Origin of the sequence: Fischerella sp. (genome assembly GCF_013388695.1) — a bacterium.
Taxonomy (GTDB): Bacteria; Cyanobacteriota; Cyanobacteriia; order Cyanobacteriales; family Nostocaceae; genus PCC9605.
This window is the reverse complement of record NZ_JACAEU010000055.1, coordinates 1-26,412: the sequence shown is the minus strand read 5'-3', so window position 1 is coordinate 26,412 and position 26,412 is coordinate 1. Positions and strand designations below refer to the sequence as shown.

Sequence of the window (26,412 nt, the reverse complement as noted above, 5' to 3'; positions counted from 1 at the left end):
TTAAGCATGATTAATAACCACTAACCATTACCCTTTCCCCTATCCCCTATCCCCTTTCCCCCTTTTTCTACGAGGCTGGCGCAATCTTAACTATCTTGCCGCCACGCTTGTGAATTTCTTGGTAGGTAGCAGAGAGTCGCTCGTAGGGTACGGTGTAAACTTGTCTGCTACGACGCACCGCTACTTTCGTGTTTAGTCCACCAGCGATCGCTTCGACGATAAACATGCGAGCATCTCCCAATACCGGAGAACTGATTAAGGTTGGTGCTAGTGATGCAAAGCCAAAACCTGGCGACAATGGTGCCGTAATCATATTTGACATGTTCATCGCGATTTTCGACCGCAAGCGCGAACTTTTACCACCAAACTGGGCGTTATCACTGTTACCCCTACCACGGTAAAGCTCGAAGATGCGGTTATATCCCACTGTTTTCATGCCAGGAATTGACTGAAATCCACGGTAATAGGGAACAATGTAATTACCGAAGGCATTGTCATATTCTGAGCTGTAAATGTAGGATTCTATTTCGGCATTGTAACCACCAGAAGCGTAGAGATCTGTGTGGTATGCGATTTCGGATTGATCGTAGGGTGCGCGTCCCAGCAAATGCTTGTAGTTCAATTCAATGAACCGCACTTGTGAGTTTTTGTAAAAGAAGCATTCTCTGTAAAATTCAGATTTTGCTAAAATCTCAACAAATTGTTTAACGGTGATTTTACCGTTACGCAGCATTGCTTCGGCGCTGGTGAATTTTTGGCTGGCATACACACCTTGACGACCAAAAATTTGCTCATAGGCAGCCCGAAACACCACCTGCAAATCATCTTCATCCCAATTTTGGCGCAGTTCTACTTTTTTGCCTATCTCATCTCTAATTGCTAGGCGTTCTGCGACTGAAGTAGTCATCTTTACAATCGCTCCATTCTATTCGTTTCTTTTTAAAACATGACGAATGGCTAATCGCCAATTGCTAATTGCACTGTTGTTAGTAGTTAGTAGTTAGTAGTTAGTAGTTGTTTTTTGACCACTAACCACTAACCACTATCCACTAACCACTAACCAGTCTCGATTAGCCATTAGCCATTAGCCATTAAATAAGGACAAAAGACACTAGTTGTGTAAATTTAGCTCAATGCATTAATTGCATAGTTGATGTATGTGTTGGCTTCACCAGCAACATCACCACTCAACCCATGATTATCACGGACAAATTCTAGAGCCGCTACATACCAGCTGGGAGATAAGCCAAGAGCACCGTTGAATTCCTTTAAGCCTGCAACTACGTATTCATCCAAGGGGCCAGTGCCACCAACTACGCAGCAATAGCTAATTGTACGTAAGTAGTGGTCAATATCACGTACGCACTTAGATTTGCCTTCTGGAGTGGAAGCGTACTGAGGCCCTTGCATTTGGGTGGTGTAGGGGAATTTTTGATATACATGATTGGCTGCTGCTTCCGCCCATCTCTTACCATTGTCAGCAAATGCTTTAGCAGCTTCTAAACCAGCACGAGCGCGGTTGAAACGACCAAATACTGCTTGCAATTCGGTGTTGCTCAGGTAAGATCCGCGAACATCAGCGGCGGCGATCGCTTCAGTCAATGGGGTTTTCATAATTTACTTATTCTCCAAAAATTGCCAACAAATTACTCAAAAATGTCTTGAAAAAATTCTGCAAACATGCCATGCATTTCACTTGCATCTTTAATTTTTTTGCAATTACAAATGACCAATGACTAATGACAAAGGACATTTTTAAAAAGTGCAATGCACGACGAGCAATATATTAAGCAACAGCAGAAGCAGCGCGGTCAAAATAGCTAGCTACTTCAGACATTAACTGACTGCAATCACCTCTGGTAATGCCATTGGGATCGTTAGCAATATTGATGGCAGCTTCCTTCATTTTTTGAATTCCAGAAGCCACTGCATCACCAGGAGTACCAAGAGCTTGATAGGTTTCACGCAAACCGTTCAAACAGCGATCGTCCATAACGCTGGCATCACCTGCCAAAACTGAATAGGTGACATAACGCAGAATAAATCCTAAATCGCGGATGCAAGCAGCCTGGTTGCGATGGTGGAAGCAAGCACCACCAGGATTAAATACTTGTGGACGTTCTGCAACTAAAGCACGATAAGCATTCGCCACTATGGAGGAAGCGTTGCTGGTGAGTCGGTTAACTACATCTAGGCGCTTATTGCTATCAGCAACCATTCCCTGGAGACTGTTGATTTCGTCACCGCTTAGGTAAGCACCTTTTTTATCAGCTTGTTCAACTACTCTAGAAAAAGCGTCAAGCATTTTTTTCTCCTCGTATTCACAGCAGCAAATTCAAGCATTAATTCAGCTTATTCTGAGTTAAAAGCAATCAGATCATCATGACAAATAGGCAATATAAAACATGGCAAACATTGCACATTAAAAAATCAAAAAAAATGATTGCTACGTGCAAATATGTAGCCCGAAAAAACCTTGATTGTCTTGATTTCTTTAAATTGCTTTTTAACCTAGTTCGTATTTTATATATGGCTGGCGATCTTTTTTTATGAACTTTATTTAACAAGTGTAAAACTCTAGATAATTCAACGAAATTTATGAATAGATAAGCTTATAGTCTTCTTAATTAAATTTTCCATTTACATTGTGTTACCTTTGTTTACTTAAGTTCACAAATATGCTGCTATAAGATTATTGGTTAGAAAAGCAACATAATATTTGATCCTGTTCCGGTCAAAACAAAATTTAGTTAGCTCTCTCACAAAGAGTACAAATAAAAAATCTGTATTGTATGTAACGGTTTTATCGCCTTGCTACATTAGTCAAAATACTTAAAATCCAAATCTGCAAATTTATCTCAAACATCCTGGGTAAAAGCAGATATTTCTCGGATGTAGGGAAGCTTTGACGCATATGACTACATGAAGATATGTAAAGGTGAGTTAAGAAAATTCTGTCAAATTTCTCAGCCTTTACTTTCTTTGGGAAGATACAGTAACTCGCCGCCTCAAAACTTCAAGAAGAGTCGTAAAGGTTTGGGGAGGAGACGCAGTTACTTCAATCCACTGTCCGGAAATTGGATGCTGTAACCTTAATCGCCAAGCATGGAGTGCTTGACCAGGTAAATTCACACCAACCGAATGACCGGAACTATAAACAGGATCGCCAACAATAGGATGACCCATGTGCGCACTGTGGACACGAATTTGATGGGTGCGTCCGGTTTCTAGTTGAAAGCGCATCAATGTATAGTTGCCTAAGCGCTCTAATATTCGCCAATGAGTGACTGCTGGTCTTCCGCCTTGTTCTGTTGAGACAACAGCCATTTTTTTGCGGTCTACTGGATGGCGACCGATAGGCAAGTTAACTGTACCGCTTTCTGTTTTCGTAACACCGTAGACTACCCCTAGATATTCTCGCTGTGCGGTTTTAGCTTTAAGTTGTGCTTGTAGGTGTTGATGGGCAAATTCAGTTTTAGCAATAGCGATCGCCCCTGTTGTATCCTTATCCAATCGATGCACAATTCCCGGACGCTGCACACCGCCAATACCGGGTAGGTTGGGACAATGAGCTAAGATGGCGTTAACCAATGTGCCATCGGGATGGCCGGGTGCAGGATGGACAACTAAACCCGCAGGTTTATTGAGAATTAATAGTTGGTCATCTTCGTAGAGGATGTCTAGGGGGATATCTTCTGCTGCAAGTTCGAGAGGTTCTGCTGGGGGAATTTCTAAGGAAATGCGATCGCCCACTTTCACCCCTGTCTTTTTAGATGTGCAGACTTTGCCATTGAGTTGCACTTGGCCTTGTTCAATTAACTGCTGGATACGGGAACGGGATAGATCTGTACACTTTTCGGCTAAGTAGCGATCTAAACGTTCTGCTTGTTCTTCTACTTGTAAACTAATTTCAGTCACAGTTGCGTTGCTTTTACTTCCAGTTTTTGTAGTTTAGCTTCTATTGATAATTGCTGTAAGTTTTGTTGAGTGGTTGGCGTTACGATTTTAACAAACTGCTATCACACACAGAAGAAGATTTTATAATCCTTTCGTTCTTGTTAAGACAAATGCCCATACTTATTTGGGCATAAAAAAGTATCAAAATCTCTCTTACGTTTCCCTCATGTTTCTTGAGAGGGATGAGGGGTGACAGCAATGCTGGCATAGCACCCATTGCCATACTCAACTTTAAAAGTTTATTGTTGTTGAACAAGAGGAAATATATTTAGTCATTTTGGATGTGGATAATGTTTAATTGCTGAGTTTCACATCTTACATATCAGTTTGCCAAAAGCTATATCACAAGCTGCTAGTTAAACTTGTGCAGTTTTAGAGATGCTTACTCAAAAACAACGTGTGTAACATCTCTAGACTTTTTTTGCTTATAACAATACATGACTTTTACCATGTAATCCGGAAAAGTTTGATTTTAGAAAAACTGAGCAATATTTTTTACTTTTACATTTGTTGACTAAACATACATTATTTCTTGTGTACAAAACCTATATATATATTCTTACGGTAATAAAACAATCATTGTTAATGTACAAATTTTATCTATGAGCTTGAATCTTTTGTAGTATGTATTAGCTGGTTGGTATTTTTTGAGATATCGCTGGTGCAGATACAGCCTATACTTCAGATGCTTGTCATTTTGACCTAAACATTTCATCCGGATTAAATTCGGATTTTAAGAATATATACCTCAGTAGTCAATATCATACTAAATCAGCTCAATTAAGCTCTTTGACAAGGTTCATCGTAAGTTGATTAATGCAATGGTGAGCCTAGAAAAGCCTAATAATGTGAGTAATAGAAAGCAGTTATTCTGACTTTTGAAGCCTGATAAGAAAGTAGCCATAAATATATAAATGTATCTAAACCCACAGAATAATTTGGTATATATTGATAGAAGTATTTATAGCAATACTAGCTGCTAAAAAGCAATTAATAAACTTTATCTTAAGTGTACATTTTTTGTACACTTAAGTATCAGCAGCTAAAAAAATAAAACTTTAAATATTCCTGACATTTTTTCGCATATGCCAATAACTTTAGTTTCACATTTTCTTTACTTAGAGATAGTATTTTTCACGTTGTTTTTAACTATTATCGTGAAATTATAGTAATCTAAATGTTAGGAAGATATTTCTATTTTTTAGGTATGCAGTATACTTGTTGAATTACAGCAAAATTATTTAATTAGGCAATTGTAATTCTTCAAGATGACTACTTATCCAGATCATCAGGGCAATCTTCCAGATCATCAGGACAAAAGTTTAGAGGGTGTTTTCAGAACTTATGAAGAAATTGCCTTCTTTTGAACCAATAGCAGTTGTATCTTGTACTCCATCATTGCTGAGCCAAGCATCTCCTCAGCCACAATTGGTAGGAGTTCGCTATTACTGTCGTGTCATTAAAGATTTCGCTGTGAGCAAAAGTAGGACTTAGCAGGGAAGCATTCAACCAACTAGCGAACCTACATTAGTTTTGGTGAGTTTAGATGGTTTGCATGAAGTGCAATTCTTTCGGGAAGTTGTCACGCATCCATAGTGCTAATTGCTTGCTACAAACTAATCAAAACTAATGACATGGTTCACTAAGTTAGAGGATACAACAATAGATATGCCAGCATACTTTTGAGCGTCCGTCTTCAGCTTGCAGATGTGCGATCGCGCTCCGAGCCTTGCTAATCTGATGCGCGTTGCTCTCCTATTGGAGAGCGTTATTAGTTTTCAAGTAGCTATCCGCTTCACGTACTCTTTATATGAGTGTACCTAAAGTTTAAGCTAATGTTAAGTAAGTGCAAGATACAGGCGCTGTTTCATGGCAACAAGTAGAGCCATTTTGCTATGTGGCAATAGCAAGGATATTCACCACTTGCATTTGTAAATCTTGATTTTATCTGAGAACCATAGCCATGAAGATACTTCCTATCAATAGATACAGATTTTATCAGACACTGCAACCGCTGTTTCTGTTGAAGAAAATAACTAGTAAATCCACTACTGGTTGTTTACAAGTGTTTACCGCTTCAGCTTCTTGGTCAATTTATGTAGAGGAGGGAAGACTAGTTTATGCTTGCTGTACAGATAAAATGTTTGAGCTGCTTTACAAACACTTGCAGCGTTTGAGTCAAAAAATTCCTACTCTTCATCATGGAATTAAAGAGCAGTTGCAGGCGATCTTTGAAACTGGGATTGAGAATCAGGCGATACCGAATCCAGATTATCTAGCGATTTGCTGGTTAGTCAATCAGAAGTATATTACTTCTGGTCAAGCCGGGATATTGATAGAACACTTGGCACTAGACGTATTAGAGCCGTTTCTACACTTGAAAGAGGGGAGTTACGAGTTTAATCCTGAGAGCTTTTTGGATGAGATGCCAAAGTTCTGTCACTTGGATATACGCTTGCTAGTCGAATGTTGTCAAAAGCGATCGCGCGGTGTGTCAAGCCCAGGCAATATTGATTCTTCACCATCAAAGCAACCCGCATTAGGGCGACACCATCCAAGCGATAACCAATCAGCTTCTGGATTTGCAGTTGCTAGTCTACGGGAAACCAGCCAAAGAGCGTCTTTCCAGCAACCCGCCGATAACCACCAGGAAGCCCCCCACCACAGACGCGCAGCATCTTCCCATGAGGGTAGGGCATCTACAGCAGAAGCCTCTACAACAAACTCCTCAACTGTTTCGGGACAGCAACAGCATCTTCATGTTGTACCTCCAGTTCAGCCACAATCTGCAATACCAACTCAGCAACCATTGCCAAAGCCACATTCTCCCAAGGTATTGCCTCATCCTGTTAACGCTAGCAACAATAACCATCCACTCATTTCCCAGCCACAAACAGAGAAAAAAATCTACACAATCTTCTGCATTGATGACAGCCCAGTAGTAGTGAATGCTATCCAAAGATTTTTAGACGATCAAATGTTTTCTGTTGTGGGCATCAACGATCCATTGAAGGCTTTAATGCAAATTATTCGCCTGAAACCAGACATAATTTTACTAGACATCGAGATGCCCAATTTAGATGGTTATGAACTGTGTTCATTGGTGCGAAAACATTCTCAGTTTAAAAACACACCAGTGATTATGATTACGGGTCGAACAGGCTTTATAGATAAAGCCAAAGCTAAGATTGTGAGAGCATCAGGCTATTTGAGTAAGCCTTTTACACAAGCAGATTTACTTAAAGAAATCTTTCAACACATTCAATAGCTGGATAAAAATAAGTATGATTCAGGAATGGGAAATGGAGCGAAAAACTTCACATCCATTTACACAGTTGACTATATTTTTGCTTGCATACAACTAAGATGATCGCGCCTATGTAAATAAACTCTAAATCTGCAAATCAATGCTGAGTGTGATTTGATCGGTAACAGCGGTTACTTTGACAATGGACAGTCCAAACACTAAAATTTTCATCAACCAAAACCCAAATAAATTGGGAGATGGCTATCTCAAGTTTAAATTGAATCAATCCACCTCTGCTGTTTTACCAATACGGCACACGCAAGAAGTAATGATTGTGCCAGTTGAGTCTATAGCATCAATGCCAAATATGCCTGCTTGTGTACTGGGATTAATGAATTGGCGCAGTCGCATAATTTGGGTTATTGATTTGCCAAATATGCTCAACCTAGAATCTATAAATAATCGATCGCTACAGTACAATCTCATCATTATTCATATAAAATCAGTACTGTTAGGTATAGTTGTACCAGAGATAAAAGGCATTATCAGGTTAATCTCTGATATAATTCAATCGCCTCATTCACAAATTTCCCACAGTTTGGTTCCTTATTTAAGTGGATTGATTTGGCAAGACACAGAAATTTTATTGGTATTAGATGCACAAGCTATTGTGCAGTCTCAGATTTTTCATAATAACTACTAGTACAAGATGGCAAGAATAGCATCCTGCAAATTCGCGTGAAACAGCGAATTTGCAGAACTGCAAGAAGTAGAAAGGAATTATGCATATATCATCAGCTTATTGCTTCCTTTAGACTGTACTAGTCTGTATCAAGAAAAAATATTTCATTTTCTGAACATAGAGATAATTTGATGGTTAATAGAATTAATTCCGAGAAGACAAACAGCAATTCTCGACAGCGTACATTTATGGTTTCACCTGAAATTGAGACTGTAATACAGCGCAGAAATTACTCTGTATATTCTCCCATCAATAGCCTCACAGCATTGGTAAAACAGGCAAGCTTTCGCACCAAAGCGATCGCGTTTGCTATTGCAATTTCTACTCTACCAATCTTGGGAATTGGGGCACTAAGCTATTACTTAATCAATCAATCCCTCACTAAGGAAATTAGTAATGTTAAACAAACTAGTGCCCTGAATTTATCAAATAATATTGAGCGATTTTTACGAAAGCGATATGGAGAAATTCAGTTATTTGCCAGTCAAAATTTCCTCACTAACTCTACACTTAGACAAAATTTAGATGCACAAGAGAAAGAAGCACGAGTAAACAATTGGCAGGAAATTTATCAAGTTTATGAAAGCATCGCCGTTTTGGATCTAAATGGAGATGTCTTTTTACAAACCAAAGGACAACCAATTTCTAACCAAAAAAATCAGGAATCTTTTCAAGCAGTTCTCACCACTAATCAACCTCATATCAGCCAGCCATTCACAACAACAAATCCACAACAATCTAAAATTTACTTGGCTGCACCTGTTAAAGATAGTGTCACGGGTAAGACTATTTATATTATCCAAGCAGTCATACCCGTGCAATCTTTAGCACAAACACTCAATAAACTTTCGGCAATTAAGGATGAATACCAGCTCATAGATGCTGCGGGAAAGATTTTTTTAGCTACAGACAAAAATCACTTGGGTAAAAACGCTCAAAAAGTGATTCCGAATTGGGAACAGCTGCAAACAGCCCAACGGGTAGTGACGCGTACATTACCCGATCGAAAAGGCAATGCTGAAGACTTAACAACTTTTGTTCCTTGGCAAAGAATAGAAGGTTTGCCAAACCTGAATTGGAAATTAGTTTTGAGTACCGATAAAGCTATTGCACTGGCGACTCAAAAACAATTATTGCTGATATTGGCAATTGGAACGATTGTAACGGCGTTGCTAGTAGGTGCGATCGCCGCCATTTTAGCGAACCGTCTGACTCTGCCAATTCAAACTGCTATTACGGTGGTGAAAAAACTGGCGAGAGGTAATTTTGATACTCGCATTACTGTCCAGGGTGAAAATGAATTTGCTACCCTCGGAGCCAGTATTAACCGCATGGCAGATCAGCTACAAGACTTGCTACACAAACAAAAAGCCGAAGCTGAGCGCTTAAGGATGTTCACAAACATCTTAACGGCAATTCGCCAGTCACTCAGTTGTGAAGATTTATTTAACACTGCGGTTATAGAGGCCAGACAAGCATTAGGAGCGCATCGAGTTGTCGTCTATCACTTTAATGCTCACGGTAGGGGGCAAGTTGTAGCTGAGTCCGTTGCTCCTGGATTACCCCTAACTTTGGGGGACACTATTGAAGATAGTTCCATTGCCAGACAACTCATGGAAGCCTACACCACTGGTGGGGTGCTCATTGCCAATAACATCTTCGAGGCAGAATTAACTCCTGAGCATCTCAAGTTGATGGAAAGACTGCAAGTCAAGGCGATATTGGCAACACCAATTCTCAAAGATAATCAAATCTTTGGCTTCTTGATGGCTCATTATTGCTGGGCTCCCCATGTTTGGCAACCTTTTGAAATTAATTTCTTAAGGCAGTTGGCTGTTCAAGTCGGACTGGCTTTAGAACGAGTGAGTTTATTAGAGGTGAGCCAGGTATTGAAAGACTTTGCCATTCACTTATCCGGAACTCTCAACTCTCAGGAAATTTACAATTTGGCAGTTCAAGATATCCGTAAAGCCTTAAAGGTGGATCGAGTCGTCATCTGTAAATTTGATCAGAATTGGCAAGGTAGTATTCTCGCTGAGTCCGTAGTTGAAGGTTTACCTGGCACTTTAGAAACAAGATTTCATGAAACGAGTTTGCAAGATTACGTAGAAAGGTATCGCCAAGGTGGTGTACTGGCTACTAACAACATTTACCAAGCCGGTTTTTCGGAGTTTTACATTAAACAGCTGGAATCATTTGCAGTCAAAGCCCATTTGGAAGCACCAATTTTGTTGGGGAGCAACTTACTAGGCTTGTTAATTGCCCATCAGTGTACTAGAACTCGTGTGTGGCAACAGGCGGAAATTGATTTATTTGAGCAATTCGCCAGACTGGTAGGACTGGCTTTAGAGCGAGCTAATCTTTTAGAGCAAAGCGAAAAAGCTACCCAAGAGCAACGTCAGCAATCAGAACAACTGCAACAGGAGCTAAACAAACTCCTAGATAATGTGGCTGGAGCCAAAAGGGGTGACTTGACAGTACGTGTGGAAGTCAGTAAGGGCGAAATCGGCGCGATCGCAGACTTTTGTAACTTCATTGTTGAAAACTTGCGAGAGATTGTCATCCAAGTCAGAACAGCTGCTACCCATTTGAATACAGCGATCGCCGAAAATTCTGGGGCGATCGGTCAACTGGCAATTGACACATTCAAACAAACACAGGAAATCGACCGTTCTCTCGATGCAGTTGATCAAATCAGACTTTCCATAAAAGGTGTAGCCAAAAATGCCAGACTAGCCACAGCAGTTGCTCGCACCGCCTCTCCAACCGTCGAACTTGGCGACGCAGCAATGGATCTCACCGTCGAGAATATCTTTAGCTTGCGAGAATCAATTGGAGAAACGGCTAAAAAACTCAAGCGTTTAGGGGAACATTCCCAACAAATTTCACGTTTGGCCTCCTTAATCAATCAAATTTCTTTGCAAACCAACTTGCTAGCGATCAACGCTGGCATTGAAGGAGCACGCGCAGGTGAACACAGTCAAGGTTTAGTCTCTTTTTCTGAAGAAGTGGCTGCACTGGCAGCGCAAAGCACCACAGTCACTAGTGAAATTGAAGGAATTGCTGCCAGTATGCAACTAGAAGTTGGTGAAGTAGTTAAGACAATAGAACTGGGAAGCGTACAGGTAGTAGAAATAACTCATTTGATTGAAGATAGCAAACACAGCTTGAATCAAATGCTCAATATTTGTTGCCAACTTGACAACTTGGTACAGTCAATATCTATCGCTACAGTATCTCAGGTACAAACTTCTAAAGAAGTCATCAATTTGATGAAAGAAATCGCCAGAGTATCTGAAATGACCAGTAGTTCCTATCGCAAAGTATCCGCGTCTCTCCAAAAAACATTAGAAATTTACCAGCAATTACAAGCCAGTGTTAGTAATTTCAAAATTGGGTAACAAGTTATTGATAAAGTAAATAATAATTTATTCGGTGCGCTAATTGACATGAATGCACCGAATAAACAAGATTTTGTATGTTACAACTTACCATAGATAATATCAATTCTCAAAACTATAACTACACATTGTTAGTAGTAAGCACTTAAGTGCTTACTACAAGCCAAGAATATTTGTAGTCATTTTTCAATAAACAGTATAAGTCGCTCACACCCTAATTTAATGAGTTATTAATAGATGTATATTTTATTTCAAAGCTTTATTTTTGAAATCATCGCTTCTTGTTGTGAAATTACTAAATCCTACTTTTTCCTCCGTAGACTCTGTGTGATATATGGTTAATTAAAAAATAGCTGTTTTTAGCTGGAAAGAGAGTAATTTTATGAATCTCTAATTAAGAAGCATCAAAATTATAAATAATCAATTCTGAAAGTTAAACTACAGAATCTACGAAAATTGCTAATTTATAATTTACTAATTTATTATTAGCCATGACCTGTATGTTACAAAACAGGGTTCTAGAAAGCCAAATACAGTTTCTGCAAGAAGTAAATGATAATCTCAATACTCTGGATTCTGTATTTTTGGAACTAAAAGCAAATCATCAAATTTCTACCCAAAACATCAATTTAGCCCTCAGAGCTACTCATTTAATTAAATATGGGGCGAACATCAGAGGATTTCGCTTACTGAGTGATTTTGCTCACCGTTTGGAAGATTCTTTGAATGTTTTAAAAACACGCCTTAACTCTCTAGAAAATGACCCTGAGTTACACAGTTTACTATTAGCTGGAGTTGATTGGCTGCGTCAAATAGTGAAGTTACTGTCAGATGGCTATGTTGTGGACGAACAATGGTTAGTGACTTTTTGTTTACCAATGTTTGAGGAACTACAAAAGCATTTGGATGACTCCGTTGTGACGCCAGCAAATGCGCTGCAAGATGTAATACCATTACTATTTCAAACAGAAGTAGAAGAATATTTGCAACGCCTAGAATCTTTATTGCCTGATGGCGAAAAATCTGATTTAAAACCAGAAATTGAGATGATAGCGGCTCAGTTAAGTAGTTTGGGCGAAATACTCCAATTAAAAGATTTTATCCAACTTTGTCAGTCAATTAGGCAACACTTAGACGCTGCTGTCTCCAATACAGATGTTACAGAAATTGCTCGATTGGCATTACTAGCATGGCGGCGATCGCAAACATTGATACTCACAAGAAAAATTGATAGCTTGCCTACGAATATTGCTCTCGACTTTGATCAAAAAGTTGACTTTAACAACCAAATCAAGCCAGAAGTGTTTGCAACTAAAATATCTACATTTACATGCCTGCTGGCTTTAGCAATTGTACAATTTTGGGTAATGGTCAGGTAGTGCTGTGAGTGCTAGCGAGTTGCTGGATTGGATTGCTAGCAGTCAATTATCATCCGCAGCAATAAATATCGCCTATTAAACGAGCAAGAATCAGGACGGCATTGTTAATTTTATTTTCCGAACTACGAGAAAGCGCGATCGCTCACCTGTAGATGAGGTTACAGTCGCAACTACAACAGACGACAACCAGATAAAATCTTATGCATATTCACCACTGCACCAATCACAACGATCGCAGGCGCACCAAATCCAGACTTTTCCACTTCCTCTACAATCGTCCCCAACTCACCAATTAATTCTTCCTGATCTGGTCGCGTACCCCAACGCACCAAAGCAATGGGAGTTTCTTCACTCAATCCCGCCTTTACCAACTCTTCGACAATATAAGGCAGATTGTGAATCCCCATGTAAATTACAATCGTCTCTGAACCGTGGGCGATCGCATTCCAATTTACAGCCGGTCGATACTTACCCGCTGCCTCATGCCCTGTAACAAATGTAACAGATGAACTATACAACCGATGGGTCAAAGGAATTCCTGCATAGGCTGGTGCTGCTATTCCCGATGTAATACCGGGTACCACTTCCACAGGTACTCCCGCATTGAGCAATTCTTCCATCTCCTCGCCGCCGCGACCAAAAACAAACGGATCGCCTCCCTTTAAGCGCACAACGATCGCATTATCCTCGGCTTTCTCAATCATTAACTGCGTTGTTTCTTCCTGCATCAGCGAATGACGCCCCCGCCGCTTACCAGCATCAATTTTCTCGGCTTGGGGATTAATCATTGCTAAAATTGCCGGACTGACCAAAGCATCATAGATAACGACATCCGCACACTCCAACAACCCCTTACCCTTAAGCGTCATCAACCCCGGATCTCCAGGCCCAGCACCCACCAAATAAACCTTTCCCAAAACTTTCTTCCCCTCTTCCTCTGCTTCCTCTGCGCCTCTGCGGTTCATTACTTTATTAAATCCCAAATCAGCTCAGCTAATTCTGTACTTACTCCCAAAGGCTCTGCCAGTTGCAAATTCACCTCCAGAAACTGTAATTGTAGCTTTTCTGTTGTCTGAGCGATCGCATCAGTTATTCCACCCGCGAATAAAAAGTATGGCAGAATTGCAATTTGCTTGTACCCAGCGATAATCAACTCTTGAACTTGCGTTTCTAAACTAGGAGGTACAGACCAATAAGCAGTCACTGCGCCTAAATTCTTTGCCATTACTTCCACTGGCTGTCGCGAACCCGGACGACGACTACCATGCGCTAAAAGAATCCTCGCTGTGGCTGTTGCACTCGCGAATTGCTTTGCTAACAAGCGTTCTAAACCAGGGTGACAACCTAAATATGGTTGCAACTCTATCAAGATATCTTGACCAAGAACTTGGCTTGCCAACCCTACCTCAGTCGGAATATCTTCCATCACATGCACTCCTGGTAGCAGAAATAATGGCACGATTTTGAGGCGAAACTTCTGCAAAGGAGCTATATTCCTGGCAAACTTGATGATTTGCTCGTGTAAAGGTTCTGGACTCAATTCTAAATATGCTGTACCTACTAAAGTTTCACACCTAGCTACAGAAGCAACACCACCAATTGCGGCAATATCAGCCAAATTACCTTGTGCTTGTTCAGATACTAGTTTTGCCAACTGCTGCATAGCAATTTCTGGGCGCGGATCTCGACTTCCGTGGGATATCAGCAGATATGCAGATGGCATTGGCAAAAGTGCAACTCAAAACTTCTACTCGTGTTATTTTAGCAAATCTTAAAATTAACTTTTATTTGTTGGTTGTTGTTTGTTGATAGTTGGTTGTTCCATCAACAAACAACAAACAACAATTCTGCCTGTAAAGTAGTTATTTTTTGGGTTTTAACTACTAAGCTTCAGGCTCTTGCTTCTGTCAAAAGATATTGATTTCGCAAAAAAAACGCGTGCCATATGCTACAGCGGAGGTAATCTCCAAGGGCACACTGGCTTCCCTAATAACTACAGACAGTCAGAACAAAATATGTTTACTTATGACGACCTATCTAAAAATGCTAAACATCACAGCAAATCTTCACCTTCTCCCAAAGAAAGAATTGCTGTTTAATTATTTCTAACTAAAGCTTTATTTTATTTTTGCAGATATTCTTTTAAAATAAGAATCTATACACTTATGTCATAGTTGATAAGATGTTCACCTAAAGCACGCTCAGTATTGCTATTATTGAGAACCACCGCTCCACATGCTTGATGGCTCGACCAAAAATGCGATCGCCCAATGTTTCTGTTAACGCTGTTCAGCTTTGTAAGTATAGAACTGGTCAAAAGCTCCCACTGTCTCAAATTTATAACCGGGTGTGGAAGGCAAAACAGAATCCAGAGCAGGTAGTAAAGAGCTAAGTTTTAAATCTGTACGGTAGATACTAAAAAGTATAAAATTTTGGCGTTCGGTACTTTCTGTAATTAGTTCCCGCATTTGCGGTTGAGTTGAAACTACTACTTGCTTGCAATTGAACTGTATGACGTTTTCTAAGAATTTTGGGGTTTTTTTGCAAACATTCGTTTTGAGATATCCTGTCAGCTGTTGCACTGCATACTCTTCATATTCAACCTGACTGGGATTCGTATGTGCCATTGCCACTCCCAAAGCGGCTAGTCCTACAACTCCCACACATGCCATAATATTTGAGACTTTCATTTTCCAAACAGTCATTTGCTCTGGTCTTTAGACTCCAGATTATCTTAGTCCGTTCCTTGAAAAAAAACTCTAGATCAATTCGCCAATAAAGTGCTATAATCAGAAACACAATGGCGAGCGTAGCCAAGTGGTTAAGGCAGAGGATTGTGGTTCCTCCATCCGTGGGTTCGAATCCCATCGTTCGCCCTTTTCTAGGGATGAAGCACAATCTTACCATTTCTCAATAACGGTAAAACTAATTGAATTTAGTAGCTCTTGTGACTAATTTCTCACATCCAATTTTTTAGTCTTCATCAAGAGCAGGGAAGAATTCCTCAAATTGCCATAAATTTTCTTTATTTTCAAGGAACCAAATACGAGCTTCTGGAGTTAATTTACTCCAAATGATTTCCACAGAGATATGGGGAGATGCATATCGATACTCCTGACCAAGGGCTTTGAGATTTTCTGCCACATCATCAGGAATACCGAATTCTTGCCAATCAACTTCCCTATGAATTCCAGACACTCCTCTCGCAGGATCAAAAACTAACTGTGCAGTTCTAATCAAATCGGCAAAGTGTACTGGTTTGAGTTTGTTAATTTCCTGAATTTGTGCTGCTTCGTTATTTTCGCGAGACATTGTTACGATCGTGGTGAAGGTTAATTAATCTGTGGGACTTACTCTCAGAGATCTCCACCCCGATGCCTCTAGTTTAGCGCATAGCAGCAAATCTGAGCGATCGCCCACCCCTAAGAACGCAGTTGTGCCACCATCGCAGCAGGATTCCAGTAAGCGCGAGTCGTTTGAATTTTCCCAGAATCGTTAATCTCAAAAACTGTTATTCCCTCAAATGTAACTGACTTATCACTTTTGCTGATTCCTTGCATAGTCCACTTTACCGCTGCTTCATTGCCTGCAACAAATATATGGTCTGTTGTTGGTTCTAATTTCTCAAAAACTGCTTTTAACTGGCTGATAAATGCACGAAAATTCTCATGGACTTTTGTTGGTGGTTCTCCAACTGGATCGTGACTAACAGCATCCTCGGCAAAATTTTCGATCCAGCCTTCAGGATTCATCGCTGCAATATTAGCAAAGTAGGCAGCAATCACAGTTTCAATTGCTTCCTTTGACATGGCATTAGTCTCCTAGATGATTTAGTCAAAATTTTAACTTGTTATCAATTTGCTAAATCATCATCAGCAAGATTTTAGGTATCAAAAATAAATGTTTGTAGAGTGAAATCGGTAAAACCAGAACTGTCATAATTGCGAATACCGCATTGCAATAAATTAGGATTTATCTGCCAATCCACCGCCGCTAGAAAATCTTGTCTACTTGCTATTTTTGGCGGACAAGTTATGGAAATGCCATCGGAGAAATATAAAGTCTGATAATCATCACCTAAATTTTCTAAGCGATTCCACGAAACATCGATTCGAGACGACACGAGCCAATCAGGTGTGATGGTTTTAGCTGTGCCTCGACCATTTCCACTGAATTCTTTTACAAATGGAGCATTTGGTTTTTCTGGAAAGGTATTTGAACTTTCGACAATAACTAAAATCATTTCTAAACTGCCAGCCTTATCATACATAATGACAACACTGGTACGCCGATCTTCGTATCTAAAACCTGTCTCAAAACCAAAATTTGAATCAGATTCTATCTTTGTAGAACCCCAAGAAAAACTGTTATCTAAAAACAAGCATCTGGTAACAGGTTTTTGATAAGGCCCAAAGGTTTTTGTCTCCTTTCTGCCATCAGCGTATGTATAATGATTTTGGTGATAAATCTCACTACCATCTGTGCTAATTTGGAAACTTCTTATACAATTAAAACTCTCGATTATCTTTCGTTGGGCAGAATATCTTGTCCAAGTCCCGTTCCAGTCGCTGTTAGCATGATATCGACAAAAATTATCCCAATTTTGTAGCTGTGCTGTGATGTTATCCGTATTCATAAATATTCCATTTGCTGCTCCAGTCATTCATTGTCAACTAGAACTGTAACGGCAGCGACAGCTATCAACATTTCGTCATTTTTGTCGTTGAGTTCGGGAATTGCTCTACCTTGTACAACCATTCCCCCAGACTCAACAGTTAGAGATTTATGACCAAAGGGCAGTACAGCTAGTACTTCCTCTTCCCGCACTTGCTGTGGGTACGGTACTGCAACCTGTACTTCCACAATCATGTCATTGGGGTCACTCAAATCAGCAACTTCCCACACACCAGGCAAGGCGTTGTTAGCAATAGCATTTCTGACTGCCCTCGCTGCTGCTACTGTCGGATCTTGTCCGTGCTGGTCGATACCCATGCCCATTTCGATAATTAAGCGTTTACGTGCCACAGTCACCTCTCATCGCATTTTAGGAAGACAGGAAGGAAAATTCAGCTTTGATATTCCATCGCCTGCCGTCGTGTCGTAGTAACGTTAATTTGTCCGCTGTAAACTCAAAATACAGTTCGCGCTGTTGAAATTCTGGCCAAGCAGCTTTAAAGTTCTGCCGTGTTAAGTCTTTAAACGCCACCGTCATGTGGGGAGCAAAGGGGCGAGTTTGAGAGACTTTGTCTACTATTGCGAGTTCGCGTTGCAAGTGTGTCATTAAAGCAGCTTGCAAAGCTAACAGTTCTGGATTTCTGACCACATTAATGTATATGACGCGGGGAACAAAAGCACCATAACCGCTGAGGGTAATTGGCACTGCCTTTTGCCTACTAGCAAATTCTTGCAAACACGCTTCTAATCCTGGTACATTTTCGTCTAGCCACTCAAAGGGTGGTTGTAGGGTAATATGAGGTGGAGATTTTTGAGCGTGCCGACTGGCGTACTGGTCAGCAAAATACTGCTTAATTTGGTTGGCGTAGTCCTGAATTTCTTGTGGTGGCAGTAGGGCAATGAAAAAAAGATTTTGTGATTTTTGCAAGGGTAGTTTATAAAGCAGACGATCGCTCCGAAAATATTACAACATAAGTTTTTGATTGGATGCAAGCAAATGCCCACTTTTGTGAAGATTGAAGAAGGCAAAGTTGATAAATCTACCTTTGACCTACACGTAAGTGCCCATAAAGCTTACGTACGAGATTTGATTGCCAAAGGACACAAAGCTAGAACTGGCTACTGGGCACAGATGGAAGGCGGCATGATGGTATTTGAAGCCGCATCAATGCAAGAAGCACAGGCGATCGCAGCCAATGACCCACTGGTCAAAAACGACTGTGTCAACTACAAATTATATGAATGGCGAATTGTAGTCGAATAACACACACTATAGAAATTTAATGCTATGCTATTTCTAGACCTGGATCTATGCGACTGTAACGCCCAAATCTTGTCAGGACCGGAAGGTAGCAGCAACACGGGATGCTTACAGTAGGCGTAGTCTCCGGGTCGCCCTATTTTTAGGAGCGTAAAAGCAGTAATGCCTGGTTTTGGAGATATTGTTAAAAAAGCTTTTTACCTCGGTGTTGGATTAGCTTCTTACGCGAGCGAGAGAGCGGGCGGAACATTATCCGAAGTGCGATCGCAAGTCCAAAAGCTGGCAGACGAAATGGTGGCACGGGGCGAAATGACAACAGAGGAAGCCCGCCGTTTTGTTGAAGATATGATGAAGCAAGCTCAACAGCAATCAACATCCGATCCAACGGTTGAAACAACCCCTCCCTCTGAACCGCGTCGCATTGAAATCATCGAAGATGATGAGCAGCCAACAGCGAAAGTTGCCCAAACCGATGAAGATGTAGATCAATTACGCCAGCAAGTTCTAGAACTGCAAGACGAGTTAAAGCGCCTGCAACGCGACAAATAATTGGCAATTCGTGATGGGTTGAGATTAGTAGTGCAATACTGATATCAACCCATTACTCTATGGCTTAAAATTTTAGTTAAAACCTGTTCCTCAGGGTGTGCTTCAGTGCTTCGGTGCTAAGTAGTACTGAACATCTACGGGCATTTGGTTGCGACAAGACAATAATACCCAAAGAGAAGTTGCTGAAAGGGTGTCTACGCAATGCTTACGTACCCACCCTCCGGAAAAACGTCTACTCTCAAGAAATCCAAAACAACAGGCAATTTCTGGCAAATACACCAGTGTTCTCTATTTACATAGCCAGTAAGGCGTTAGTTTTATGGAAAATTGGCAAAAAGAAATTTGGGAAATGGTACAAATAGTGGCTGATGAAGTAGAACACTTTTTCCAAGGGATGAGTGAAATGGTAGATACTTTTTTTGAAGTCACGGAAGAAATAACCGAGCAATTGCAAAATACAATTGCTACTGAGGTTGACCAGTATTTGCAAGATTTAGCTGAACAAATTTACTGGGAACTAGAAGATGTGGTAGGAGATGATTTAGATCCGGCTTTTCCTTACCCAGTTGAACCCTCGGTAGAACAAAATCCCGCCTGTATAGGTTGTTGTCATTACCACGGTCAAGTTTATGGTGGTAATTTATTAGTCTGCGGTATGCACCCCTACGGATGGGAGGGTGAAAATTGCCCAGACTGGGAAGCAGATGAATTACCAGATTGGGAAGCAGAAGATTTATAAGTCAAAAGTCAAAAGTTTAAATTCTAATGACCAATGACCCTTGATTTGAATTTGTCTATGAGCAACTCCTCACCTGAAACTGTATCTCAGCCAAGTCAAGAAATGAAGTATGGCGAACGCAATATTGCGGAAGGAAAACTAATTACATTTCCCAATCCGCGTGTGGGACGTCGCTATAAAATTGACATATCATTGCCGGAATTTACCTGTAAATGCCCATTTTCTGGCTATCCTGACTTTGCCACAATTCACATTACCTACATACCCGATCAACTGGTAGTGGAATTAAAGGCGCTAAAGCTTTACATTAACAGTTACCGCGATCGCTATATTTCCCACGAAGAATCAGCTAATCAAATTTTGGATGATTTTGTCGCCGCTTGCGATCCTTTGGAAATTACCGTCAAAGCGGATTTTGCACCACGCGGTAACGTGCATACAGTAATTGAGGTGCATCACGTGAAATCGTAGCTAAGGTGGTTAGTGGTTAGTAGTTAGTAGTTAGTGGGCAAAAACCTCTTCTTAAGACTTGTTCACATACTTAGTACAACATTACATAAGTTCATAGCGAAATTTTTGCACCAAGACTCTGCGCCCCTCTGCGCTTACTTTGCGCCCCTCTGCGTTTCAAATTGCTACTCTTTGCCGTGACATACTAGTTCAGAATTTGAGCTAACTTGATTGGCAACAACCAAAAATACCCCTGTTTATTGGGGTGAATATTGGCTTTCAACTTGTTTGCTTATTTTTAAATTGAATAATACAGCGGAAAAGACTTAGCATCCTTCGGTTTTACATACACCTTTTGCTGCGGTTCCAACTTCAATTGATCAAAGCGATCGCGTGTTAAGTGGGCTGTCACTACTTGCCCATCATCTAAAGATAATTCTGCTTGAATTTCCCAGCCTAAATGTATCAATCGACTCACCCTTGCAGGTACGGTGGTGCCATTGGGAGAGGTTTCTATAATTACATCTTGCGGACGCAAGAACATTTCTGGGTGTGCCGAATCGAACCCGTTACCTTGGAAAATTCGCGAAGTACTAGGTAACACGTTCACAGGCCCGATAAAACTCATCACAAATGCTGTGGCGGGATGATCGTAAATTTCCGCAGGTGTCCCCACCTGTTCCACACGTCCTTTATTCATCACCACGATTTCATCGGAGACTTCCATCGCTTCTTCTTGGTCGTGGGTAACGAAAACTGTGGTAACATGCACTTCATCATGCAACCGACGCAACCAAGCGCGTAGGTCTTTACGAACTTTGGCATCCAGCGCACCAAACGGTTCATCCAGCAATAATACCTTGGGTTCTGCTGCCAGTGCCCTTGCTAAGGCTACCCTTTGCCGTTGACCGCCGGATAATTGTGATGGGTAGCGTTCGCCCAGCCCACTCAGTTGCACCAATTCCAGCAATTGTTCTACCCGCATCTTGATTTTTGCTTTTGGAACCTTGCGAATCTCCAAACCAAAAGCAATATTTTGCCGCACTGTCATGTGCTTAAATAAAGCATAGTGCTGAAATACAAACCCAATATTCCGTTCTTGCACGCTTTGATAGGTAGCATCCTTGCCAGTCAGCAAAATTTTGCCGCTATCTGGCATTTCCAAGCCAGCAATTAACCGCAACAGAGTAGACTTTCCTGAACCTGATGGTCCTAACAAAGCCACAAGCGAGCCACTTTCAATCTCCAGACTCACCCGATCAACCGCTTTGAAACTGCCAAACTGTTTGGATACGTTTTCAACTACTATGCCCACTGGTAGGAACCTCTGCAAATAATCTACGGCTTTTTGATGGGTTTTTCGTATATTATATATACCATAAGCAGCATACTCTTGGGTGTAAAAGTTTTAATACTCTGTTGTTGTAGTTAGTGTTTAGTAGTTAGTAGAGACGCGATTAATCGCGTCAGTGGTTATTTTTTTGAACACTCCTCCCCCAATCCCCGATCCCCGATCCCCACTCCCCTACTTTGCGAAACATTAAGGAATATTGCAATTCCGTGAAATCCTGAGAGTGACAGAGAAATCCGCTAAAACTCCGTGATACGATGCTTTCGGTAAATGTGAAGATTGGGAGTAGACCTTTGACACTACGGGTTGCTGTTGTTGGGTCAGGCCCAGCTGGCTCATCTGCCGCAGAGACTTTGGCGAAAGCTGGGATTGAAACCTACCTGTTTGAGCGCAAGCTAGACAATGCCAAGCCATGTGGCGGTGCAATTCCCCTGTGCATGGTCAGTGAATTTGACCTGCCCAAGGATATCATCGATCGCCAAGTGCGGAAGATGAAAATGATTTCACCCTCCAATCGTGAGGTTGATATCAATCTCGAAAAAGAAGAAGAATATATAGGAATGTGTCGTCGCGAAGTGCTAGATGGTTATCTGCGAAATCGCGCGGCAAAATTAGGCGCACATTTAATAAATGCCACCGTTCATAAACTTGATATTCCCACAAACAACACTGACCCCTATACCATCCATTATGTAGACCATACAGAAGGTGGTGCCCAGGGCATTACCAAAACCCTGAAAGTTGATTTAATTATCGGGGCGGATGGAGCCAATTCCCGTATTGCCAAGGAAATTGATGCTGGGGATTACAATTATGCGATCGCTTTTCAAGAGCGCATTCGCCTACCCCAAGAGCAAATGGTCTATTACAACGACCTAGCGGAAATGTACGTCGGTGACGACGTTTCTACCGATTTCTACGCTTGGGTTTTCCCCAAATACGACCACGTAGCTGTTGGCACCGGCACGATGCACGTTAACAAAGCCAGCATCAAACAATTGCAAGCTGGTATCCGCGCCCGTGCTGCCCGCAAGCTGATAGGCGGCCAAATTATTAAAGTAGAAGCACACCCCATTCCCGAACATCCCCGTCCCCGCCGCGTTGTCGGTCGTGTGGCTTTGGTTGGAGATGCTGCGGGCTATGTTACCAAGTCTTCTGGCGAAGGCATTTACTTTGCTGCCAAGTCCGGGCGGATGTGTGCTGACACTATTGTGGAAATGTCCAACGGCGGTACTCGCATCCCCACGGAAGCTGACCTCAAGGTTTACCTGAAGCGCTGGGATAAGAAATACGGACTCACCTACAAGGTTCTAGACCTCCTGCAAACCGTCTTTTATCGTTCCGATGCCACCCGTGAGGCATTTGTGGAAATGTGTGCTGACCTTGATGTGCAGCGGCTGACTTTTGATAGCTACCTGTATAAAACGGTTGTGCCAGCTAATCCCATCACCCAGCTCAAAATTACTGCCAAGACAATTGGTAGCTTAATTCGCGGTAATGCTCTCGCTCCGTAGTCGGAAAATACAGAGACTTAGGGAATTAGAAAAAACACAAGATGCACCTGATTCGGGGGAGTTCTCCGCTTTAGGTGCGTCTAGTTTTCAGAAGCTCCAGTTTCACTGCACTCCCACAACATCCACCTAATACCATTTCTCTAAAAGATTTTTAGACTTGACCTATTGACCTATAAATTCTATAGAGTTACAATTCTCCTTAAGAATTTGTTTATAAAACTATGTTCGTAAAGCAGCTATCTCTACAACTATTTTCTAGCCTTCTATTAGGGCTAGGGCTGCTATTGCGCCTTGGGCGCAAATAGATTTTACATGTTCTAAATAAGTTTTTGTTGATTGAAATCAGCATGTAATTCTTTTGAGGAATCGCTACTGGTGGATTAAACAGATAATGCTTAATTGCCAATGATACTAATTTAAGGATGCAAAGATTTTGGAATGCGGCAAAGTGCTTGACGCAAAAAGTTCTCTGTCATTTCAACCTTTGCTTATACCACTAAGAATACATATTGAAACAATACTTGTTGGAGATTTTTATGCAACTACATCTGCTGCTGGAGGCATTTCTACGACTACCTGTGGGTTCTCAGGTTTGGACAATGTGGCAACCTGACAGCCCAAATTTTTCTGTAATACCTTATGCCACCACGCCTCATAACAACGATCGACAACAAAGGAAAAAACGAACGTGTTGAAGAATCCTGCAACAAAATATCGCCCATTTGCACCGATTAATTTAAGCGAACGCACTTGGACAAATAAAATCATTACTCATCCTCCCATTTGGTTGAGTACCGATTTACGAGATGGGAACCAGGCGTTAATTGAACCGATGAATGTAGAGCGTAAGTTACGCCTGTTTAATCTTTTAGTAAGCATTGGTTTCAAGGAAATTGAAGTTGCTTTTCCATCCGCTTCGCAAACCGACTTTGATTTTGTTCGATACTTGATTGAGCAGGAATTAATTCCTGATGATGTCACGATTCAAGTTTTGACACAAGCTAGAGAAGACTTGATTCGTCGCACCTTTGCAGCTTTAAGAGGAGCAAAAAGTGCGATCGTGCATTTGTACAATGCAACTTCTCCTGTATTTCGTCGCACCGTTTTTGGCTTAGATCGTCTGGAAACAATCAATCTGGCAGTTTCCGCAGCCAAACTATTTACTGAATTGGCAGCAGAACAACAACAGACAAATTGGCAATTTCAGTATTCGCCCGAAACCTTTACAGCAACAGAACTTGACTTTGCCAAAGAAATTTGCGATGCAGTTTTGGATATCTGGCAACCCACACCGCAGCACAAAGCCATTATCAATCTGCCTGCAACTGTAGAGATAGCGACACCGAATATATTTGCCGATCAAGTAGAGTGGATGCACCGCAACTTACAACGGAGAGATAGCATCATTATTAGCGTGCATCCGCATAACGATCGCGGTTGTGCAGTAGCAGCAGCAGAACTAGCCCAAATGGCAGGCGCAGAGAGGGTTGAGGGTTGTTTGTTTGGCAATGGCGAACGCACTGGTAATGTCGATTTAGTCACCCTGGCTTTGAATCTCTATACCCAAGGCATCCATCCTGGTTTGGATTTTTCCAACATTAACGAAGTGGCAAGAATTATTGAAGATTGTACGCAACTACCCATTCATCCCCGTCATCCCTATGTTGGTGACTTAGTGTTCACCGCTTTCTCCGGTTCCCATCAAGATGCAATCAAAAAAGGCTTTGCCGTACAAAAACCAGATGCCTTCTGGGAAGTTCCATACCTACCGCTCGATCCAGCAGATGTCGGACGCACATATGAATCTGTGGTACGGGTAAACAGTCAGTCTGGAAAAGGCGGGATCGCCTTCTTGCTGGAACGGGACTATGATTTAGTGCTGCCTCGACGCTTGCAGATAGAGTTTAGCCAAGTAGTACAAAGGGAAATGGATGCTTCTGGCAGAGAAATGTCCTCTTGCGATCTTTGGCAGTTGTTTGAGCAAGAGTATTTACAGGCATGTGCGCCGCTGAAATATTTAACTCACCAGTTATCTGAAACTGATGATTACAGTGGAGTGCAAAACATTTCAGTAAGATTGCAACTAAATGAGAAAATTATCACAGTTCACGGTCAAGGCAATGGGCCTATTGATGCTTTTGTCAATGCTCTAGGTTTGGGTGTGCGAATTCACCATTACGAAGAGCGATCGCGCAATGGTGGTAGTAATGCAAATGCGATCGCCTACATAGAGATTGCAGCTGATTTTATTCCAGGTTCATTATACGGAGTAGGTATTCACTCTAATATCGTTACAGCCTCGCTGCTTGCAATTTTGGGTGCAGTCAATCGCGCATTGCAGCGTATGAATGCACAGATGCAAGCAGAGATACTTTTGAGGCTGGGAGCAAGCTAGAGCTGTATCTTTAGCTATCTATTTGTCAATTGAGGGCGATCGCTTATGAAGTATTGTGGCTGTTTTCCAGCCTAAAAGAGCTATCGCTTGTCCTTTACAATCAGTGGTAACATCATAAAACTCAGCCACAGATGTCTGTTCTGGTAAATATCCAGCAACATCGCTTCGTCAGAGGAGTAGATAATGAAACGGAAAGTAAGTGCGATCGCTTATCTTAGTGCCATTCATCTTGCAAACTGTACCTCACCTCAAGAATCCGCTCAAAGTCCCTCACTAACGGCAAAAAGACCATGAGTGACTATATTGCTCAAGACGAGCTTATGTTATTCATTATGAAATTATGTTTAAAAACATACCATTGAGAACAAAAATATGGCAGGAAAAGAAATCCCTGATAGCGCTATTGAATTAGTCGCAAAACATATCAATACGCGAAGCAATAAAAACTATGGTATTCCTGTAATCGGACATGAAGAAAATATAGAAACTCCTCAAATATTTGAAATTATTCCCTTTGACCAGATTGATAATAGTAATAGACGATTTTATGCAATAGATGGTAGCTACAATAGTGAGCAGTTTTATAATGGTTTGTCCATTGCGATTTATGCTGCTGGCTACATCTGCTTTCATCCAGGGTAAGCTCATCTAATTTGGTATAATTTAAGCTTGACAAATCAATTAAGATAAGCATAAGCAAAGATGTAAAAAACGCACTTGACTCAAGAGCAAGATCAATGAGATGACTTCAAT

The 26,412-nt window shown here is 41.2% G+C and carries 25 protein-coding genes, 1 tRNA gene and 1 other RNA gene; 14 read left to right on the top strand and 13 right to left on the bottom strand.

Translation table 11 applies throughout. The annotated features are described in order from the left end of the window. Nucleotides 1–67: 67 nt before the first annotated feature. The 4 genes from HXY43_RS07955 to HXY43_RS07940 form a co-directional block, all read right to left on the bottom strand. Nucleotides 68–907: a phycobilisome linker polypeptide gene (locus tag HXY43_RS07955; protein WP_290881961.1), complete on the bottom strand. Its 840-nt coding sequence runs from the start codon at nt 905–907 to the stop codon at nt 68–70. Nucleotides 908–1,125: 218 nt separating this feature from the next. Further along, a complete protein-coding gene (locus HXY43_RS07950; protein WP_197036244.1) occupies nt 1,126–1,617 on the bottom strand; it encodes a phycocyanin alpha subunit in 492 nt (163 codons plus the stop codon). A gap of 169 nt (nt 1,618–1,786) precedes the next feature. Next, complete coding sequence (locus HXY43_RS07945; protein WP_290881960.1) at nt 1,787–2,305, bottom strand: phycocyanin/phycoerythrocyanin subunit beta; 519 nt, start codon at nt 2,303–2,305, stop codon at nt 1,787–1,789. A 668-nt stretch (nt 2,306–2,973) separates the two neighbouring features. Then, a complete protein-coding gene (locus tag HXY43_RS07940) occupies nt 2,974–3,918 on the bottom strand; it encodes an RluA family pseudouridine synthase (protein ID WP_290881957.1) in 945 nt (314 codons plus the stop codon). A 2,002-nt stretch (nt 3,919–5,920) separates the two neighbouring features. On the opposite strand from HXY43_RS07940, the gene HXY43_RS07935 reads away from it, so the two are divergent. The 4 genes from HXY43_RS07935 to HXY43_RS07920 all read left to right on the top strand — a co-directional run bounded on the left by HXY43_RS07935 (nt 5,921) and on the right by HXY43_RS07920 (nt 12,726). Continuing rightward, nucleotides 5,921–7,225, top strand: a complete 1,305-nt coding sequence (locus tag HXY43_RS07935) for a response regulator (RefSeq protein ID WP_290881955.1) — start codon at nt 5,921–5,923, stop codon at nt 7,223–7,225. A gap of 181 nt (nt 7,226–7,406) precedes the next feature. Then, entirely contained in the window at nt 7,407–7,907 is a 501-nt protein-coding gene (locus HXY43_RS07930; protein ID WP_290881953.1) for a chemotaxis protein CheW, read from the top strand. 170 nt (nt 7,908–8,077) lie between these two features. After that, on the top strand, nt 8,078–11,347 hold the full coding sequence (locus HXY43_RS07925; RefSeq protein WP_290881950.1) for a GAF domain-containing protein: 3,270 nt from the start codon (nt 8,078–8,080) through the stop codon (nt 11,345–11,347). A gap of 500 nt (nt 11,348–11,847) precedes the next feature. Beyond that, nucleotides 11,848–12,726 (top strand): Hpt domain-containing protein, encoded by an 879-nt coding sequence (locus tag HXY43_RS07920; RefSeq protein WP_290881947.1) that lies wholly within the window; start codon nt 11,848–11,850, stop codon nt 12,724–12,726. Nucleotides 12,727–12,896: 170 nt separating this feature from the next. Here HXY43_RS07920 and cobA read toward each other — a convergent pair whose 3' ends face one another. From cobA to HXY43_RS07905, 3 genes are all read right to left on the bottom strand, one after another. Further along, complete coding sequence (gene cobA / locus HXY43_RS07915; RefSeq protein WP_290881944.1) at nt 12,897–13,691, bottom strand: uroporphyrinogen-III C-methyltransferase; 795 nt, start codon at nt 13,689–13,691, stop codon at nt 12,897–12,899. Continuing rightward, on the bottom strand, nt 13,691–14,449 hold the full coding sequence (locus tag HXY43_RS07910) for a sirohydrochlorin chelatase (RefSeq protein ID WP_290881941.1): 759 nt from the start codon (nt 14,447–14,449) through the stop codon (nt 13,691–13,693). Before HXY43_RS07910 ends, cobA begins: the two co-directional genes overlap by 1 nt. A gap of 556 nt (nt 14,450–15,005) precedes the next feature. Next, on the bottom strand, nt 15,006–15,416 hold the full coding sequence (locus HXY43_RS07905) for a DUF4359 domain-containing protein (protein WP_026736651.1): 411 nt from the start codon (nt 15,414–15,416) through the stop codon (nt 15,006–15,008). A gap of 113 nt (nt 15,417–15,529) precedes the next feature. Here HXY43_RS07905 and HXY43_RS07900 point away from each other — a divergent pair. Further along, nucleotides 15,530–15,602: transfer RNA gene (locus HXY43_RS07900), tRNA-His, on the top strand. 97 nt (nt 15,603–15,699) lie between these two features. On the opposite strand, the gene HXY43_RS07895 is transcribed toward HXY43_RS07900, so the two are convergent. From HXY43_RS07895 to HXY43_RS07875, 5 genes are all read right to left on the bottom strand, one after another. Further along, entirely contained in the window at nt 15,700–16,038 is a 339-nt protein-coding gene (locus tag HXY43_RS07895) for a hypothetical protein (RefSeq protein ID WP_026736650.1), read from the bottom strand. A gap of 110 nt (nt 16,039–16,148) precedes the next feature. Beyond that, a complete protein-coding gene (locus HXY43_RS07890) occupies nt 16,149–16,535 on the bottom strand; it encodes a nuclear transport factor 2 family protein (RefSeq protein ID WP_290881938.1) in 387 nt (128 codons plus the stop codon). A 74-nt stretch (nt 16,536–16,609) separates the two neighbouring features. After that, complete coding sequence (locus HXY43_RS07885; RefSeq protein ID WP_290881936.1) at nt 16,610–17,389, bottom strand: DUF3598 family protein; 780 nt, start codon at nt 17,387–17,389, stop codon at nt 16,610–16,612. Further along, nucleotides 17,386–17,751 (bottom strand): Lin0512 family protein, encoded by a 366-nt coding sequence (locus HXY43_RS07880; RefSeq protein WP_026736647.1) that lies wholly within the window; start codon nt 17,749–17,751, stop codon nt 17,386–17,388. The genes HXY43_RS07885 and HXY43_RS07880 overlap by 4 nt, the downstream gene beginning before the upstream one ends. A gap of 19 nt (nt 17,752–17,770) precedes the next feature. Then, on the bottom strand, nt 17,771–18,328 hold the full coding sequence (locus HXY43_RS07875; RefSeq protein ID WP_290881932.1) for a 2'-5' RNA ligase family protein: 558 nt from the start codon (nt 18,326–18,328) through the stop codon (nt 17,771–17,773). A gap of 54 nt (nt 18,329–18,382) precedes the next feature. Between HXY43_RS07875 and HXY43_RS07870 the strand changes: the two genes are divergently transcribed. From HXY43_RS07870 to queF, 5 genes are all read left to right on the top strand, one after another. After that, entirely contained in the window at nt 18,383–18,664 is a 282-nt protein-coding gene (locus HXY43_RS07870; protein WP_290882033.1) for a YciI family protein, read from the top strand. Between the two features lie 36 nt (nt 18,665–18,700). Beyond that, nucleotides 18,701–18,797, top strand: an RNA gene (gene ffs / locus HXY43_RS07865) — signal recognition particle sRNA small type. Nucleotides 18,798–18,823: 26 nt separating this feature from the next. Further along, the gene (locus HXY43_RS07860) at nt 18,824–19,210 is read left to right on the top strand and encodes a phasin family protein (protein ID WP_026736644.1); all 387 of its coding nucleotides are present in this window, start codon (nt 18,824–18,826) and stop codon (nt 19,208–19,210) included. Nucleotides 19,211–19,529: 319 nt separating this feature from the next. Beyond that, on the top strand, nt 19,530–19,949 hold the full coding sequence (locus HXY43_RS07855; protein WP_290881930.1) for a hypothetical protein: 420 nt from the start codon (nt 19,530–19,532) through the stop codon (nt 19,947–19,949). A gap of 57 nt (nt 19,950–20,006) precedes the next feature. Then, a complete protein-coding gene (gene queF / locus HXY43_RS07850) occupies nt 20,007–20,420 on the top strand; it encodes a preQ(1) synthase (RefSeq protein WP_026736642.1) in 414 nt (137 codons plus the stop codon). Nucleotides 20,421–20,697: 277 nt separating this feature from the next. Here queF and HXY43_RS07845 read toward each other — a convergent pair whose 3' ends face one another. Continuing rightward, nucleotides 20,698–21,714: a TOBE-like domain-containing protein gene (locus tag HXY43_RS07845; RefSeq protein WP_290881928.1), complete on the bottom strand. Its 1,017-nt coding sequence runs from the start codon at nt 21,712–21,714 to the stop codon at nt 20,698–20,700. A gap of 329 nt (nt 21,715–22,043) precedes the next feature. On the opposite strand from HXY43_RS07845, the gene chlP reads away from it, so the two are divergent. The 4 genes from chlP to HXY43_RS07825 all read left to right on the top strand — a co-directional run bounded on the left by chlP (nt 22,044) and on the right by HXY43_RS07825 (nt 26,301). After that, nucleotides 22,044–23,264 carry a geranylgeranyl reductase gene (gene chlP / locus HXY43_RS07840; RefSeq protein ID WP_367161469.1) on the top strand — a complete coding sequence of 407 codons (1,221 nt, stop codon included), beginning with the start codon at nt 22,044–22,046 and terminating at the stop codon, nt 23,262–23,264. Nucleotides 23,265–23,800: 536 nt separating this feature from the next. Further along, nucleotides 23,801–23,959 (top strand): hypothetical protein, encoded by a 159-nt coding sequence (locus tag HXY43_RS07835; protein ID WP_290881924.1) that lies wholly within the window; start codon nt 23,801–23,803, stop codon nt 23,957–23,959. After that, nucleotides 23,953–25,659, top strand: a complete 1,707-nt coding sequence (leuA, locus tag HXY43_RS07830; RefSeq protein ID WP_290881922.1) for a 2-isopropylmalate synthase — start codon at nt 23,953–23,955, stop codon at nt 25,657–25,659. The genes HXY43_RS07835 and leuA overlap by 7 nt, the downstream gene beginning before the upstream one ends. Nucleotides 25,660–26,031: 372 nt before the next feature. Then, the gene (locus HXY43_RS07825; protein ID WP_290881918.1) at nt 26,032–26,301 is read left to right on the top strand and encodes a hypothetical protein; all 270 of its coding nucleotides are present in this window, start codon (nt 26,032–26,034) and stop codon (nt 26,299–26,301) included. Nucleotides 26,302–26,412 lie beyond the last annotated feature (111 nt).

Excerpts from the sequence above, each read along its gene's own strand:
- HXY43_RS07895 (WP_026736650.1), bottom strand. The coding sequence starts at position 16,038 with ATGTCTCGCGAAAATAACGAAGCAGCACAAATTCAGGAAATTAACAAA.
- cobA (WP_290881944.1), bottom strand. The coding sequence starts at position 13,691 with ATGAACCGCAGAGGCGCAGAGGAAGCAGAGGAAGAGGGGAAGAAAGTT.
- HXY43_RS07890 (WP_290881938.1), bottom strand. The coding sequence starts at position 16,535 with ATGTCAAAGGAAGCAATTGAAACTGTGATTGCTGCCTACTTTGCTAAT.
- HXY43_RS07935 (WP_290881955.1), top strand. The coding sequence starts at position 5,921 with ATGAAGATACTTCCTATCAATAGATACAGATTTTATCAGACACTGCAA.
- HXY43_RS07945 (WP_290881960.1), bottom strand. The coding sequence starts at position 2,305 with ATGCTTGACGCTTTTTCTAGAGTAGTTGAACAAGCTGATAAAAAAGGT.
- HXY43_RS07860 (WP_026736644.1), top strand. The coding sequence starts at position 18,824 with ATGCCTGGTTTTGGAGATATTGTTAAAAAAGCTTTTTACCTCGGTGTT.
- HXY43_RS07885 (WP_290881936.1), bottom strand. The coding sequence starts at position 17,389 with ATGACTGGAGCAGCAAATGGAATATTTATGAATACGGATAACATCACA.
- HXY43_RS07835 (WP_290881924.1), top strand. The coding sequence starts at position 23,801 with ATGCAACTACATCTGCTGCTGGAGGCATTTCTACGACTACCTGTGGGT.
- HXY43_RS07955 (WP_290881961.1), bottom strand. The coding sequence starts at position 907 with ATGACTACTTCAGTCGCAGAACGCCTAGCAATTAGAGATGAGATAGGC.
- HXY43_RS07855 (WP_290881930.1), top strand. The coding sequence starts at position 19,530 with ATGGAAAATTGGCAAAAAGAAATTTGGGAAATGGTACAAATAGTGGCT.
- HXY43_RS07905 (WP_026736651.1), bottom strand. The coding sequence starts at position 15,416 with ATGAAAGTCTCAAATATTATGGCATGTGTGGGAGTTGTAGGACTAGCC.
- HXY43_RS07920 (WP_290881947.1), top strand. The coding sequence starts at position 11,848 with ATGTTACAAAACAGGGTTCTAGAAAGCCAAATACAGTTTCTGCAAGAA.
- HXY43_RS07910 (WP_290881941.1), bottom strand. The coding sequence starts at position 14,449 with ATGCCATCTGCATATCTGCTGATATCCCACGGAAGTCGAGATCCGCGC.
- HXY43_RS07825 (WP_290881918.1), top strand. The coding sequence starts at position 26,032 with ATGGCAGGAAAAGAAATCCCTGATAGCGCTATTGAATTAGTCGCAAAA.
- HXY43_RS07925 (WP_290881950.1), top strand. The coding sequence starts at position 8,078 with ATGGTTAATAGAATTAATTCCGAGAAGACAAACAGCAATTCTCGACAG.
- HXY43_RS07930 (WP_290881953.1), top strand. The coding sequence starts at position 7,407 with ATGGACAGTCCAAACACTAAAATTTTCATCAACCAAAACCCAAATAAA.
- queF (WP_026736642.1), top strand. The coding sequence starts at position 20,007 with ATGAGCAACTCCTCACCTGAAACTGTATCTCAGCCAAGTCAAGAAATG.